This window comes from Mesorhizobium sp. M1312 (assembly GCF_040318115.1).
Classification (GTDB): Bacteria; Pseudomonadota; Alphaproteobacteria; order Rhizobiales; family Rhizobiaceae; genus Mesorhizobium.
On the sequence record NZ_JAMYLQ010000002.1, the window covers coordinates 161,361 to 175,196 of the forward strand.

At 64.2% G+C, this 13,836-nt stretch carries 10 protein-coding genes; 9 read left to right on the forward strand and 1 reads right to left on the reverse strand.

The window, feature by feature from the left end; translation table 11 throughout:
* The first annotated feature begins 60 nt into the window (after window positions 1-60).
* The 4 genes from NKH36_RS03485 to NKH36_RS03500 are packed head-to-tail and all read left to right on the forward strand — an operon-like array spanning window position 61 to window position 5,213.
* Window positions 61-1,320 carry a sarcosine oxidase subunit beta gene (locus NKH36_RS03485; RefSeq protein WP_352960067.1) on the forward strand — a complete coding sequence of 420 codons (1,260 nt, stop codon included), beginning with the start codon at window positions 61-63 and terminating at the stop codon, window positions 1,318-1,320.
* 11 nt (window positions 1,321-1,331) lie between these two features.
* The gene (locus NKH36_RS03490; protein ID WP_352960069.1) at window positions 1,332-1,628 is read left to right on the forward strand and encodes a sarcosine oxidase subunit delta; all 297 of its coding nucleotides are present in this window, start codon (window positions 1,332-1,334) and stop codon (window positions 1,626-1,628) included.
* Complete coding sequence (locus NKH36_RS03495; RefSeq protein WP_352960071.1) at window positions 1,625-4,618, forward strand: sarcosine oxidase subunit alpha; 2,994 nt, start codon at window positions 1,625-1,627, stop codon at window positions 4,616-4,618. Before NKH36_RS03490 ends, NKH36_RS03495 begins: the two co-directional genes overlap by 4 nt.
* Window positions 4,611-5,213 carry a sarcosine oxidase subunit gamma gene (locus NKH36_RS03500; protein WP_352960073.1) on the forward strand — a complete coding sequence of 201 codons (603 nt, stop codon included), beginning with the start codon at window positions 4,611-4,613 and terminating at the stop codon, window positions 5,211-5,213. The genes NKH36_RS03495 and NKH36_RS03500 overlap by 8 nt, the downstream gene beginning before the upstream one ends.
* Before the next feature lie 22 nt (window positions 5,214-5,235).
* Here the strand turns inward: NKH36_RS03500 and NKH36_RS03505 are convergent, their stop codons facing one another.
* A complete protein-coding gene (locus tag NKH36_RS03505) occupies window positions 5,236-5,940 on the reverse strand; it encodes a nitroreductase (protein WP_352960631.1) in 705 nt (234 codons plus the stop codon).
* Between the two features lie 283 nt (window positions 5,941-6,223).
* Here NKH36_RS03505 and NKH36_RS03510 point away from each other — a divergent pair, with 283 nt between their 5' ends.
* Genes NKH36_RS03510 through NKH36_RS03530 form a run of 5 tightly spaced genes read left to right on the forward strand, consistent with a single transcriptional unit; the run spans window position 6,224 to window position 13,835 of the window.
* Complete coding sequence (locus NKH36_RS03510; protein ID WP_352960075.1) at window positions 6,224-6,817, forward strand: helix-turn-helix domain-containing protein; 594 nt, start codon at window positions 6,224-6,226, stop codon at window positions 6,815-6,817.
* Window positions 6,818-6,833: 16 nt separating this feature from the next.
* On the forward strand, window positions 6,834-9,287 hold the full coding sequence (locus NKH36_RS03515; RefSeq protein ID WP_352960077.1) for a GcvT family protein: 2,454 nt from the start codon (window positions 6,834-6,836) through the stop codon (window positions 9,285-9,287).
* Window positions 9,284-10,183: a homocysteine S-methyltransferase family protein gene (locus NKH36_RS03520; protein WP_352960079.1), complete on the forward strand. Its 900-nt coding sequence runs from the start codon at window positions 9,284-9,286 to the stop codon at window positions 10,181-10,183. The genes NKH36_RS03515 and NKH36_RS03520 overlap by 4 nt, the downstream gene beginning before the upstream one ends.
* Complete coding sequence (locus tag NKH36_RS03525) at window positions 10,183-11,364, forward strand: pyridoxal phosphate-dependent aminotransferase (protein ID WP_352960081.1); 1,182 nt, start codon at window positions 10,183-10,185, stop codon at window positions 11,362-11,364. The genes NKH36_RS03520 and NKH36_RS03525 overlap by 1 nt, the downstream gene beginning before the upstream one ends.
* Window positions 11,361-13,835 (forward strand): GcvT family protein, encoded by a 2,475-nt coding sequence (locus tag NKH36_RS03530; RefSeq protein WP_352960083.1) that lies wholly within the window; start codon window positions 11,361-11,363, stop codon window positions 13,833-13,835. The genes NKH36_RS03525 and NKH36_RS03530 overlap by 4 nt, the downstream gene beginning before the upstream one ends.
* Window position 13,836 lies beyond the last annotated feature (1 nt).

Below are 13,836 nucleotides of genomic sequence, written 5' to 3' on the forward strand. Positions count from 1 at the left end.
TATAGTGTGCCGCATCGCCCAAAACGGACGACAAAAAAGCCAGAACGGATAACAAAAAGAATGGCGGAATATTCGGCCTTCTCGCTTCTCAAAAACGCGCTGACCGGCAACAAGGACTGGAAACCGGCCTGGCGCAAGCCGGCCCCGAAGGCGTCCTATGACGTGATCGTCATCGGCGGCGGCGGCCATGGCCTGTCGACTGCCTATTATCTCGCCAAGGAGCACGGCATCACCAATGTCGCGGTGCTGGAGAAAGGCTGGCTCGGCTCCGGCAATGTCGGCCGCAACACGACGGCCGTCCGATCCAACTACTTGCTGCCTGCCAACACGCGCTTCTACGAACATTCGATGAAGCTGTGGGAGAACCTGTCGCACGACCTCAACTATAACGTCATGTTCTCGCAGCGCGGCTGCCTCAACCTCGCGCACACACCCGCCCAGCTCGACGATTTTGCCCGCCGCGGCAACGCCATGCGCCATCTCGGCGTCGACGCCGAACTGATGACCACGGCCGAGATCGCGCGCGTGGTGCCGGCGCTGGACGTCACCGCCACAGCGCGCTTCCCAATCGTCGGCGGCCTGATGCAGCGGCGCGCCGGCACCGCCCGTCACGATGCCGTCGCCTGGGGCTATGCGCGCGGTGCCGACCGCCGTGGCGTCGACATTATCGAAAACTGCGAGGTCACCGGATTCCTGCGCGACGGCGACCGCATCATCGGCGTCGCGACCTCGCGCGGCGAGATCCGCGCCAAAAAGGTGGCGGTCGCGGTGGCCGGCAGCACCGGGCAAGTCATGCGGCTCGCCGGCATCGATACGATGCCAATCGAGAGCCATGTGCTGCAGGCCTTCGTGACGGAGTCGCTGAAGCCGTTCATCGATACCGTCCTGACCTTCGGCATGGGCCATTTCTACATGTCGCAGTCGGACAAGGGCGGCCTTGTCTACGGCGGCGACCTCGACGGCTACAACAGCTACGCCCAGCGCGGCAGTTTGCCTGTTGTCGATGAGGTGATGAGCGAGATGCTGGCGCTATTTCCGGGTCTCGCCCGCGTCCGCATGCTGCGCTCCTGGGGCGGCGTCTGCGACATGTCGATGGACGGTTCGCCGATCATCACCACCGGTCCGCTGCCGGGCATGTATCTCAATTGCGGCTGGTGCTACGGCGGCTTCAAGGCGACGCCGGCCTCCGGCTGGTGCTTTGCCTGGACCATCGCCAAGGATGAACCGCACGACTTCAACGCGCCCTTCACGCTAGATCGCTTCCATCGCGGCTTGATGATCGACGACAAGGGCCAGGGCGCGACGCCGCGGCTGCATTAGGTAGGAACTCGATGCTCATCACCTGCCCCTATTGCGGCCCGCGCGACGTCATCGAGTTCACCTATCAGGGTGACGGCAACCGCGAGCGCCCTCAGCCTGCCTCGCAGGACCTCGATGCCTGGAACGCCTATGTCTACAACAGGTTGAACCCGGCGGGTGACCACAACGAGATCTGGCAGCATTCCGGCGGCTGCCGCGCCCATCTCAGGGTCGTGCGCAACACGCTGACACACGAGATCTCCAGCGTCGCCTTCACGCGCGGCGAGCACAAAGGCGCGGCTCGGCACAAGGCGGAGGGCAAGATATGAGCCCGCGTCGCACCGATGCCGGCGGCCGGATCGACCGGCTGCGAACCATCCGGTTCACCTTCGACGGCGCGCCCTACACCGGCCATGCCGGCGACACGCTTGCCTCAGCGCTGCTGGCCAATGGCGTCACACTGTTCGGGCGCTCGTTCAAATATCACCGCCCGCGCGGCGTGCTGACATCAGGCGTCGAGGAGCCGAATGCCCTGGTGACGGTGCTGCGGGGCGAGGTTCGAGAGCCCAACATCGCCGCGACCATGGTCGAGATCTATGACGGGCTGACTGCTGTCAGCCAGAACCGCTTTCCATCGCTGGCCTGGGATGTCAGCGCCGCCAACCAGCTCGGCGGCAAGCTTCTGTCCGCCGGCTTCTATTACAAGACTTTCATGGGACCAGCGATCGGCCCGCTGAAGAGCACGCGTTTCTGGATGTTCTGCGAGCATTTCATCCGCCGCGCCGCCGGTCTCGGCCGCGCCGGGACCGCTGCCGACACGGCACGTTATGAGCGGATGAACGCCTTCTGCGATGTGCTGGTGGTCGGCTCCGGTCCGGCCGGACTGATGGCCGCCAGGGCAGCGGCCGATCAGGGCGCGCGTGTCATCCTCAGCGAGCTCGAACCGCATTTCGGCGGCTCGGCCAATTGGTCGGGCGAGACGATCGACGGCATGCCGGCCGCCGATTGGGCAGCGCGAGCCGCCGGCCAGCTCGAAGGCTATGACAATATCCGCCTGCTGCCGCGCACCACGGTCTGGGGCTACTACGATGGCAACACGCTCGCCGCGCTCGAACGGGTCACCGATCATAAGGAGAGGCCCGGCAAGGGCGAACCGCGCCATCGCTACTGGACCATCCGCGCCAAATCGGTGGTGCTGGCCACCGGCTCCTTCGAGCGGCCGCTGGTGTTTCCGGGCAACGACCGGCCGGGTGTGATGCTGGCGCATGCCGCAGAGCGCTACGCCGACGAGTACGGCGTGCTGCCGGGCAACAAGATTGCGCTCTTCACCAACAATGACAGCGCCTATCGCTCCGCCCTTGCGCTGAAGAAAGCCGGTGCGGCGATCGTCGCCATCATCGACGTCCGGCCGGAGCTTTCGAGCGAGATGCGCGAGCTCGCCGATGAAGCGGAGGCCAAGAGCCTTGCTGGTCACGCCGTGGTCGCCACCGAAGGCGGCAAGGCGCTGTCCGGCCTCAAGGTGCAGCGCTTCGACATGGTCAACGGCGCGCTTGCCGGCGATCCGCGCAGCATTCAAGTCGACTGCCTGCTGATGTCGGGAGGCTGGTCGCCGACCATCCATCTGGCCAGTCAGGCCGGCGCCAAGGCGGAATGGAATGCCGCCCGGCAGGCCTTCCTGCCACCGAAGGCGACGCAGCGATGGATTGGCGCCGGCGCCTTCACCGGCAGCTTTTCCACCGCCGAGGCAATCGCCGAAGGCCGCGCCGCCGGCCTTTCCGCGGCGGGTGGAACGGGCACGCCAGCGGCCTTGCCGGTCGTCGAAGCCGCACCCGGCGATCCCGATCCGGCGCCGGTGTTCGAGATCAGGGCCGACGGAAAAAGCTTCGTCGATTTCCAGCACGACGTGACGGCGGAGGATGTGCGGCTTGCGCATCGCGAAGGCTTCATCTCGGTCGAGCATCTGAAGCGTTACACCACGCTCGGCATGGCGACCGACCAGGGCAAGAGCTCCAACATAGCCGGTCTAGCCATCATGGCCGAAGCGTTGGGCAAGCCGATCCCCGAAGTCGGTACGACCCGTTTTCGTCCCCCTTTTTCGGCCGTGTCGATCGGCTCGCTGGCCGCGGAACGGTTCGGCGACCTGAGGCCCGAGCGGCTGACGCCGATGCATGATTGGCACGTCGCCAACGGCGCGACCATGTATTCGGCCGGCCTCTGGTATCGCCCGATGATCTGCGGGCTTTCAGGGGAGACGATCGAGCAGGCCTATGTGCGCGAAGCCAGGGCGACGCGCGAGAGCGCCGGCATCGTCGATGTCTCGACGCTGGGCAAGATCGCCGTGCAGGGCCCGGACGCCGCGGAATTCCTCGACCGGGTTTACACCAACATGTTTTCGACGCTGGCCGTCGGCAAGGCTCGCTACGGGCTGATGCTGCGCGAGGACGGCCTCGCCTTCGACGACGGCACGACATGGCGGCTCGGCCAACAGGACTTCTTGATGACCACCACCACGGCCAATGCCGGCAAGGTGATGCAGCATCTGGAGTATTTCCTCGACGTCATCTGGCCGGAGCTGATGGTCCATGTCACTTCGGTGACCGACGAATGGGCGGGTGCGGCGATCGGCGGGCCAAAGGCGCGAGCCATTCTTGCCGCTTGCGTCACCGGCACTGCCGTCGACAACGCCGCCCTGCCTTTCATGGGCATCGTGCACGGCAAGATATCGGGCGTGCCGGTGATGATTTGCCGGCTTTCCTTCTCCGGCGAAATGGCCTTCGAGGTTTACTCCGGCGCCGGCTACGGTACCCATGTCTGGGAAGCGTTGATCGAAGCCGGCAAGCCGTTCGGACTGGTGACTTACGGGCTTGAGGCGCTGGGAACGATGCGCATCGAGAAAGGCCACGTCACCGGCGCCGAGATTGACGGCCGCACCACGGCGCGCGACCTGCATCTCGACTGGATGCTGTCCAAGAAGAAGCCCTTCATCGGCTCGGCGATGATGGATCGCGAGGGCTTGATCGCGCCCGGCCGTCTGGAACTCGTCGGGCTGATTTCGCTGGACAACCAGCCGCTCAACGGCGGCGCGCATATCGTCGAGGCGCTTGACGAAGCCAATCCGCACGATTCCATCGGCCACATCACCGCTTGCTGCTATTCGCCGGCGCTCGGCAAGTACATCGCGCTCGCTTTGGTCAAGGACGGCAAGGCACGGCGCGGCACGCGCGCCCATATCTCCGATCCGCTGCGCAATCGGTTCGGCCCGGTCGAGATCGTCTCCAACCACTTCTTTGATCCGGACGGGAGCCGCATGCATGGTTGAGCGCCAATCACCGCTTGAGCCGGCTCCACTTGAGCCGGAACTGCGCACCGGCTCGCACGGCGATTTCGAACACGGCATCGAGGTCATCCTCTCCGAAACCAGGCCGGGATCGATCCTGCAGCTCGTTGCCTGGCCGGGCCAGGAGAAGGAGTTGATATCAGGTATCCGCACCGTTACCGGCCTTGCACTGCCCGATGGCGCCGGCGCTGGCAGCACCGACGGCGTGAGGTCGGTGTTCGGCTTTGCGCCTGGAAAATTCACTGTGGTCGATGAGGCAGAAGGCCTGGCATCGGCCTTTGCCAATGTCGTCACCCCGGCGATCGGCACGGTGACCGACCTGTCGCACGGCCGCACCGCGATCCGCATCGCCGGACCGAAGGCCGAATGGGTGCTGGCGAAATTCTTCGCCATCGACTTCGCGCTGCCGGCGTTCCCGGTCGGTGCCGGCCGCTCGACCATGCATCATGACGTCTTCGCCCAGATCCAGCGCACCGGCGCCGACCAGTTCGACATCTATGTATTCCGCTCGTTTGCGCGCTCGTTCTGGAAGGCGCTCTGCCATGCCAGCGAGGAAGTCGGTTACGAGGTACAGTAGACCGAGACGGCGTATCGTTGCCTCACGTGGCGAACGTCACCCACTCTTGCAGCGGCGCACGGTCGGTGCGGAACTCGTTTTCGGGCTTGGATGTGTCCTCACGGCCGAGCGCCATGCCGCAGACGACGATCTCCTCGTCGGGAATGTTGAGCACCGGCCTGATCTGCTTGTGATAGGGTGCAAAGGCCGCCTGCGGGCAGGTATGCAGGCCCCTGCCCCGCGCCGCCACCATGATGTTCTGCAGGAACATGCCGTAGTCGATCCACGACCCCTTGTTCAGCCGCCGGTCGACGGTGAAGATCATGCCGACCGGCGCATCGAAGAAGACGAAGTTGCGGTCGTGCTGCGCTCGCATCCTGTCCACTTCGCGCCGGCCGATGCCGAGCACGCTGTAGAGGCCGAAGCCGTTGGCCCGCCGCCGGGTGAGATACGGTTCGAAGAACTGGTCGGGATAGTAGCGATACTCATCCCACTCGGCCTTTTCGGCGCGGATGCCGGAGTTGAGGATGGCGTCGGTGATCCGCTGCTTGACCTCGCCCTTGGTGACGTAGACCCGCCAGGGCTGCATGTTGGTGCCCGAAGGCGCGCGCGCGGCAACCGAGAGAATGGCGCGGATCGTCTCATCGTCGACCATATCGGGCAGAAAGGCGCGCACCGAACGGCGCGACGTGATCGCCTCGTCTACGATCGCTGCACCATCTGTAATTGTAGTCCTGTTTTCCAGCATGGGCGTCCCTTTGCGCGTGACCCGGAAACCGGAATCGATTCCGGAAAGGATCATGCGCCGTCCAGAAAATGAGAGAGCACCACTACGGGTCCAATTTGACGCGTGGCGCTCTATCGCAAGCCTCGACCGGGCGCCCTCACTCGCCGTTCGTGGCCGAGCCTTTGCCTGAACCGCCGAAACGGTGCAAGCAAATCTTGTGGCCTCATGAAAATCCTCTTGATTTTTTCACGATCCTGATCTCTCATGAAATTTGCCCCAAATTTTCACCAGAGAAATTTTCACCATGGCTTTGCCCTCAACCGCCGTCAGATCGGAGCAGGAAAACCGCGAACGGCTGCTGGCCGGCGATATCAGGGCGCTGCGTAGGGCGCGCGGGCTGACGCTTGTCGAGATCGGCCTGAAGCTCAGCCGCTCCGTCGGCTGGGTCAGTCAGGTCGAACGCGGCCTGTCGATACCATCGCTCAGCGATCTCAGAGCCTTCGCGGAATTGTTCGGCGTGCCGGTCAGCCTGTTCTTCAGCCACGACGTGCCCGTCGAGAACGAGCGCGGCGTGGTCGTGCGCGCCGGCAGCCGCCGCACGCTTGGCACAAGCGATTCCGGCCTGGTGGAGGAGCTTCTTTCGCCCGATCTCGGCGGTAGCTTCGAGATGCTGCGTTCGGTCTTCGCGCCGGGTGCGGAGTTGAAGACCGAGGCGCGCCGGCCGACGGAGGAAGCCGGATATGTCGCTTCCGGCAGCTTCGACATCGAGATATCAGGCGTCTGGCATCGGCTTGGCGAAGGCGACTCCTTTCGCTTCGACGGCAAGCCGTTCCGCTGGCGCAATCCTGGAGCGGAGCCAGCGGTAGTCATCTGGGTGGTTTCGCCGCCTGTTTACTAGAGGTTTGGAGAAGAGCATGGCCGGTTTGCCGACCACGGCACGTGTGGTGATCATCGGAGGCGGTGTCGTCGGCGCCTCCTCGCTCTACCATCTCGCCAAGGCGGGCTGGACCGACTGCGTGCTCCTGGAAAAGAGCGAGCTCACCTCCGGCTCGACCTGGCATGCAGCCGGCAACGTGCCGACCTTCTCCTCGTCGTGGTCGCTGATGAACATGCAGCGCTATTCGACGGAGCTTTATCGCGGGCTGGCCGACGAAGTCGACTATCCCATGAACTATCATGTCACCGGCTCGCTGCGTCTTGCCCATACGCAGGAGCGCATGCAGGAGTTCCAGCGCGCCAAGGGCATGGGCCGCTATCAGGGCATGGACATCGATGTGGTCGGGCTCGACGAGATCAAGCGCCGCTACCCGTTCATCGAAACGCATGAGTTGAAGGGCGCGCTCTACGATCCGAGCGACGGCGATATCGATCCGGCGCAGCTGACCCAGGCGCTGGCCAAGGGCGCCCGCGACATGGGTGCGAAGATCATCCGGTTCTGTCCAGTCACCGGCGTGCGCCGCGAGAAGGACGAGTGGGTGGTCGAGACCGCGCAGGGCGAGATCCGCTGCGAGATCGTCGTCAATGCCGCCGGTTACCGCGCCGCCGAGATCGGCAAGATGTTCGGCCGCGACGTGCCGATGATGGTGATGAGCCATCAATATATCCTGTTCGAGGAAATCCCCGAACTGGCCGCATGGTCGAAGGAGCAAGGCAAGAAACTGCCGCTGCTGCGCGATGTCGACACCTCCTATTATCTGCGCCAGGAAAAGAACGGCATGAATCTCGGCCCCTATGAGCGCAATTGCCGTGCGCATTGGGTCGGCCACAACGACCCGATGCCAGACGATTTTTCATTCCAGCTGTTCCCCGACGATCTCGACCGGCTGGAGGACTATCTGGCCGATGCCGTTGCCCGCGTGCCGATTCTCGGCACCGCCGGCCTGTCCAAGGTCATCAACGGCCCGATCCCCTACGCGCCGGACGGCAATCCGCTGATCGGCCCGATGCCCGGCGTGCCGAACGCCTTCGAGGCCTGCGTCTTCACCTTCGGCATCGCCCAGGGCGGCGGCGCCGGCAAGGTGCTGGCCGAATTGGTGACTGAGGGGCAGACCGAATGGGACATGTGGTCCTGCGATCCGCGCCGCTTCACCAGCTTTGCCTCGGCCCCGGATTACTGCGTCGCCAAGGGCATGGAAATCTACGGCAACGAATACGCCATCCAGTTTCCGCGCCATGCCTGGCCGGCTGGGCGCGACCGCAAACTGTCGCCGATCCATGATCGCATCAAGGCGCTCGGCGCCTGCTTCGACGCCTATAATGGCTGGGAGCGCGCCACCTGGTACGCGCAGGCCGGCGACGATGTTTCGGAAGCCGCGACGCTGACCTTCCGCCGCGATGGGCCCTGGCAGCATCGCGTCCGCGAAGAATGCCTCGCCGTGCGCGATGCCGCCGGCATTTTGGACCTGCCTGGTTTTTCCCGCTTCAATTTCGACGGTCCGGGCGCCGCCGAATGGCTGAGCCAGCAGGTCACCGGGCTGGTGCCGAAGCCCGGCCGCATCGGCCTCGTCTACTTTGCCGACGACAAGGGCCGCATCGTCACCGAAATGTCGGTGGTGCGCCACGACGAGAACTTGATGACGCTGATCACTGCCGCAGTGGCGCAGTGGCACGATTTCGAATGGCTGAAATGGCGCATGCCGAAGGACGCTTCATTCAAGCTGGTAGACCGAACCGAGGAATATTCCACGCAAATCCTCGCCGGGCCCAATTCGCGAAAAATCCTCGCCGATGTCTGCGCCGCTGACCTTGCTCTGCCCTGGCTGACGCACCAGGAGACGACAATCGCCGGCCGTTGGGCAAGGCTGGTGCGTGTGTCCTTTGCCGGCGAACTCGGCTGGGAAATCCACACCAAGGTCGACGACACCGCCGCCGTCTTCGACGCCGTCTGGGCGGCCGGGCAAAAGCATGGCTTGAAGCCCTTCGGCATGTATGCGCTGGATTCGCTGCGGCTTGAAAAGGGTTACCGCGCCTGGAAAGGCGACCTGTCGACTGACTATTCGATCCTGCAGGGTGGGCTGGAGCGCTTTGTGAAATGGGACAAGCCGGATTTCCGTGGCAAGACGGCACTGCAAAACGAGAAGCAGCAGGGCGTGAAGAAGCGCTTTGTCACGCTGGTCGTCGAAAATCCCGGCGACTGCGACGCCCCCTCCATGTCGACGCTGTGGAATGACGGCCGGATTGTCGGCGAGACGACGTCCGGCGGCTGGGGTCATCGCATCGACAAGTCAATCGCGCTCGGCATGCTGCGCGTCGACCTCACTGAGCCGGGAACCGCGGTCGAGGTCGAGATCTTCGGCGAGCGCTTCAAGGCGGTCGTGCAGAAGGACGAACCGCTGTGGGATCCAAAGAACGAGAGGTTGCGCGCATGAGGTCTGTTATCCTCACCGATGGCGGCATGGGCCAGGAACTGGTACGCCGCAGCAAGTCCGAGCCCACCCCGCTGTGGTCGGCCAGGGTGCTGATCGACGAACCGGACCTGGTGCGCGACCTGCATGCGGAGTTCATCCGCGCCGGCGCCCGTGTCATCACCATCAACACCTATTCCGCAACGCCCGAGCGGCTGGCGCGCGAGGGCGCGGAAGAGTTGTTCAAGCCGCTGCAGAAGCGCGGCATCGAGCTCGCAAGGCAAGCCCGTGACCAGGCCGGCGACGCGGCGATCGCCGGCTGCCTGTCTCCCCTGTTCGGCAGCTACGCACCGGCACTGACAATATCGTTCCAGGATACGCTCGACATCTACCGCCGTATCATTGCCGAGCAGGCTGACGGCGTCGATCTGTTCCTGTGCGAGACCATGGCGTCTGCCGAGGAGGCGCGCGCGGCTGTCACCGCGGCATCGGAAAGCGGCAAGCCGGTGTGGGTGTCGTGGACGCTTGCCGATCACGGCACGCCGCGCCTGCGCAGCGGCGAAGCCATTGCGGCTGCGTTGAGCGCTCTCGACGGCCTGCCGGTCGCAGCTAGGCTGATCAATTGCTGCCGGCCCGAAGCGATCGCTGCAGCGCTGCCCGAACTGATCGATCTTGGTGGCCTGGTCGGCGCCTATGCCAACGGCTTCACCTCGGTCGAGGCGCTCAAGCATGGCGGTACGGTGGAGGTGCTGCACGCCCGCCATGACCTCGATCCGGATGCCTATGCCGGCCAGGCGGTCGGCTGGGTCGAGGCCGGCGCCGGCATCGTCGGCGGCTGCTGCGAAGTCGGACCGCCCCATATTGCCACCTTGCGCGACCGGCTCGAACAGGCCGGCTACGAAATTTCGGGAGTAGCATAGTGCCCAGACCATCATCGCGCATTTCCGGCATCGTGCCTTCCGGCAAGGATGGCTGGGAGGTCCATTTCGCCGCCTGGACACGCAAGCAAGCCGGCGAGGACATCATCATGCTGTCGGTCGGCGACCACGATTTCGACACGCCGGCGCAAACGATCGAAGCCTGCGTGACTGCGGTTCGCGCCAGCAACCACCATTACACCCCGCTTCCCGGCATTCCGCGCTTGCGCAAGGCCATGGCGGCCGCCTCGACCGCCTGCACCGGTATTGTGACCGACCCCGACCAGGTCATCGCTACGCCAGGCGGGCAGGCAGCGCTGTACGCGGCGGTGCAGGCCGTTCTCGACCAGGGCGACCATGCCATCGTGGTCGCGCCCTATTACGCGACCTACCCCAACACGTTCAGTGCAGCGGGCGCCGATTTCACCGTGGTCGAGACACCTGCCGAGGATGGTTTTCAGCCGCGAGCCGCCGACATTCGCGCCACGCTTCGGCCGAACACGCGCGCCATCCTCATCAACACGCCGAACAATCCGACGGGTGCCGTCTATTCGCGCCAGCGGCTGGAAGAGCTGGCGCAGATCTGCAGGGAACATGACCTCTGGCTGCTGTCGGACGAGGTCTATTGGACGCTGGGCGGCGGCGAGCACATCTCGCCGCGCTCGCTGCCCGGCATGGCCCAACGCACGCTGGTCATCAATTCCATGTCGAAGAGCCACGGCATGACCGGCTGGCGCATGGGCTGGCTGACCGGACCCGAAGAGATGATCTCGCTGCTGACCAGCCTCAATCTGGTGACGACCTACGGCCTGCCGGCCTTCATCAGCCTCGCTTGCGCCGAGGCGCTGGAAAACGGCTACGGCGTCAAGGAGATTGCCGAACGCTATGCTGCACGGCGCACCGTCGTTCTCGATGCCATGCGCGGCATGAACAACGTCACCGTGCGCGGCTCCGAGGGCGGCATGTATGTCATGCTCGACATATCGGCTCTCGAGCCGGACGACGAGAAATTCGCCTGGGCGTTTCTCGACAAGGAAAAGGTCGGGGTTATGCCGGGCTCGAGCTTCGGCGCGGCGGCCGCCGGCCATATTCGCGTCAGCCTCTGCCAGCCCGAGGCGATACTTTTGGAAGCAGCCCTTCGCCTGCGCCGCTTTGCTTCCACCTATCGCCGTGAGGCTGCATGAGCGCCCTGCCCCCCAAAGCCATTCCGACCAAGGCCATTCCTCCCAAAGCAAGGGCTGTCATTATCGGCGGCGGTGTTTCAGGCTGTTCGGTCGCCTACCATCTGGCCAAGCTCGGCTGGACCGACATCGTGCTGCTCGAACGCAAGCAGCTGACATCAGGCACGACATGGCACGCCGCCGGCCTGATCGGCCAGCTGCGCGGCTCGCAGAACATGACGCGGCTGGCGAAATATTCGGCCGATCTCTACATCAAGCTGGAAGCCGAGACCGATGTCGGCACCGGCATGCGCCAGGTTGGCTCGATCACCGTGGCGCTGACCGAGGAGCGCAAGCACGAGATTTATAGGCAGGCGTCTCTCGCCCGCGCGTTGGATGTCGACGTGCGCGAGATTTCGCCTGATGAAGTCAAGCAGATGTACCCGCATCTCAACATTTCCGATGTGGTCGGCGCCGTGCATCTGCCGCTCGACGGCCAGTGCGACCCGGCCAATATCGCCATGGCGCTGGCCAAGGCTGCGCGTCAGCGCGGTGCGACGATCGTCGAGAACGTGAAGGTCACCAAGGTCCATACCAGGGATAGCCGCGTTACCGGCGTTTCCTGGACGCAAGGCGACGAGCAAGGCATGATCGAAGCCGATGTCGTCGTCAATTGCGCCGGCATGTGGGCGCGCGAGCTCGGCCGCCAGAACGGCGTCACCATCCCGCTGCATGCCTGCGAGCACTTTTACCTCGTTACCGAGCCGATCCCCGGCCTGACCCGCCTGCCGGTGCTGCGCGTGCCGGACGAATGCGCCTACTACAAGGAAGATGCCGGCAAGATGATGCTCGGTGCCTTCGAGCCGGTGGCCAAGCCTTGGGGCATGAATGGCATAAGCGAGGATTTCTGCTTCGATCAGTTGCCCGAGGATTTCGCGCATTTCGAGCCGATCCTCGAAATGGGCGTCAACCGCATGCCGATGCTGGCCAGCGCCGGCATCCACACCTTCTTCAACGGTCCCGAGAGCTTTACGCCTGATGATCGCTATTATCTCGGAGAGGCGCCGGAGCTCTCCGGTTACTGGATGGCGACCGGCTACAATTCGATCGGCATCGTTTCTTCCGGCGGCGCCGGCATGGCGCTGGCGCAATGGATCAACGACGGCGAAGCGCCCTTCGATCTCTGGGAAGTGGATATCCGCCGCGCCCAGCCGTTCCAGAAGAACCGCCGTTATCTGAAGGAGCGCGTCTCCGAGACTCTCGGCCTGCTCTATGCCGATCATTTCCCCTACCGCCAGATGGCGACCTCGCGGAACATCAGGCGCTCGCCTCTGCACGAACATCTGAAGGCGCGCAGCGCGGTGTTCGGCGAGGTCGCCGGCTGGGAGCGCGCCAACTGGTTCGCCAGGCCCGGCCAGGAGCGCGAATACCGCTATTCGTGGAAACGGCAGAACTGGTTCGACAACCAGCGCGAGGAACATCTGGCGGTCCGAAACGGCGTCGGACTGTTCGACATGACCTCATTCGGCAAGATCCGCGTAGAGGGCCGCGATGCCTGTGCCTTCCTGCAGAAGCTTTGCGCCAACGACATGGACGTAGCGCCGGGCAAGATCGTCTACACCCAGATGCTCAACCAGCGCGGCGGTATCGAGAGCGATCTCACCGTCTCGCGCCTGTCGGAAACGGCCTTCTTCGTCGTCGTGCCCGGCGCGACGCTGCAGCGCGACCTCGCATGGCTGCGCAAGCATCTTGCCGACGAATTCGTCGTCATCACCGATGTCACCGCCGCCGAAGCCGTGCTCTGCCTGATGGGTCCGGACGCAAGGAAGTTGATCCAGGAGGTAAGCCCGAATGATTTCTCCAACGAAACCAATCCATTCGGGACGTTTCAGGAGGTAGAAATCGGCATGGGTCTGGCCCGCGCCCACCGCGTTACCTATGTCGGCGAGCTCGGCTGGGAGCTTTATGTCTCGACCGACCAGGCAGCACACGTCTTCGAGGCGATCGATGAGGTCGGCGCCGATGTCGGCCTGAAACTCTGCGGCCTGCATACGCTGGATTCCTGCCGCATCGAAAAGGCCTTCCGGCACTTCGGCCACGACATCACAGACGAAGACAATGTGCTGGAAGCAGGCCTCGGCTTCGCGGTGAAGACTGCCAAGGGCGATTTCGTTGGCCGCGATGCCGTGCTGAGAAAAAAAGAGACCGGATTGGCCCGGCGCCTGGTGCAGTTCCGCCTGAAAGACCCTGAGCCGCTGCTCTTCCATAATGAGGCGATCCTGCGCGACGGTAAGATCGTTGGCCCGGTCACCTCGGGCAATTACGGCCATCATCTCGGCGGCGCAATCGGCCTAGGCTACGTGCCTTGCCAGGGCGAAAGCGAGGCGGATGTGATGTCGTCGTCGTACGAGATCGAGATCGCCGGCGAGCGCTTCGCCGCGGAAGTGTCGCTGAAGCCGATGTATGATCCGAAGGCGGAACGGGTGCGGATGTAGC

Coding starts and splice junctions, on each gene's coding strand:
- NKH36_RS03485 (WP_352960067.1), top strand. CDS start 61: ATGGCGGAATATTCGGCCTTCTCGCTTCTCAAAAACGCGCTGACCGGC.
- NKH36_RS03490 (WP_352960069.1), top strand. CDS start 1,332: ATGCTCATCACCTGCCCCTATTGCGGCCCGCGCGACGTCATCGAGTTC.
- NKH36_RS03495 (WP_352960071.1), top strand. CDS start 1,625: ATGAGCCCGCGTCGCACCGATGCCGGCGGCCGGATCGACCGGCTGCGA.
- NKH36_RS03500 (WP_352960073.1), top strand. CDS start 4,611: ATGGTTGAGCGCCAATCACCGCTTGAGCCGGCTCCACTTGAGCCGGAA.
- NKH36_RS03505 (WP_352960631.1), bottom strand. CDS start 5,940: ATGCTGGAAAACAGGACTACAATTACAGATGGTGCAGCGATCGTAGAC.
- NKH36_RS03510 (WP_352960075.1), top strand. CDS start 6,224: ATGGCTTTGCCCTCAACCGCCGTCAGATCGGAGCAGGAAAACCGCGAA.
- NKH36_RS03515 (WP_352960077.1), top strand. CDS start 6,834: ATGGCCGGTTTGCCGACCACGGCACGTGTGGTGATCATCGGAGGCGGT.
- NKH36_RS03520 (WP_352960079.1), top strand. CDS start 9,284: ATGAGGTCTGTTATCCTCACCGATGGCGGCATGGGCCAGGAACTGGTA.
- NKH36_RS03530 (WP_352960083.1), top strand. CDS start 11,361: ATGAGCGCCCTGCCCCCCAAAGCCATTCCGACCAAGGCCATTCCTCCC.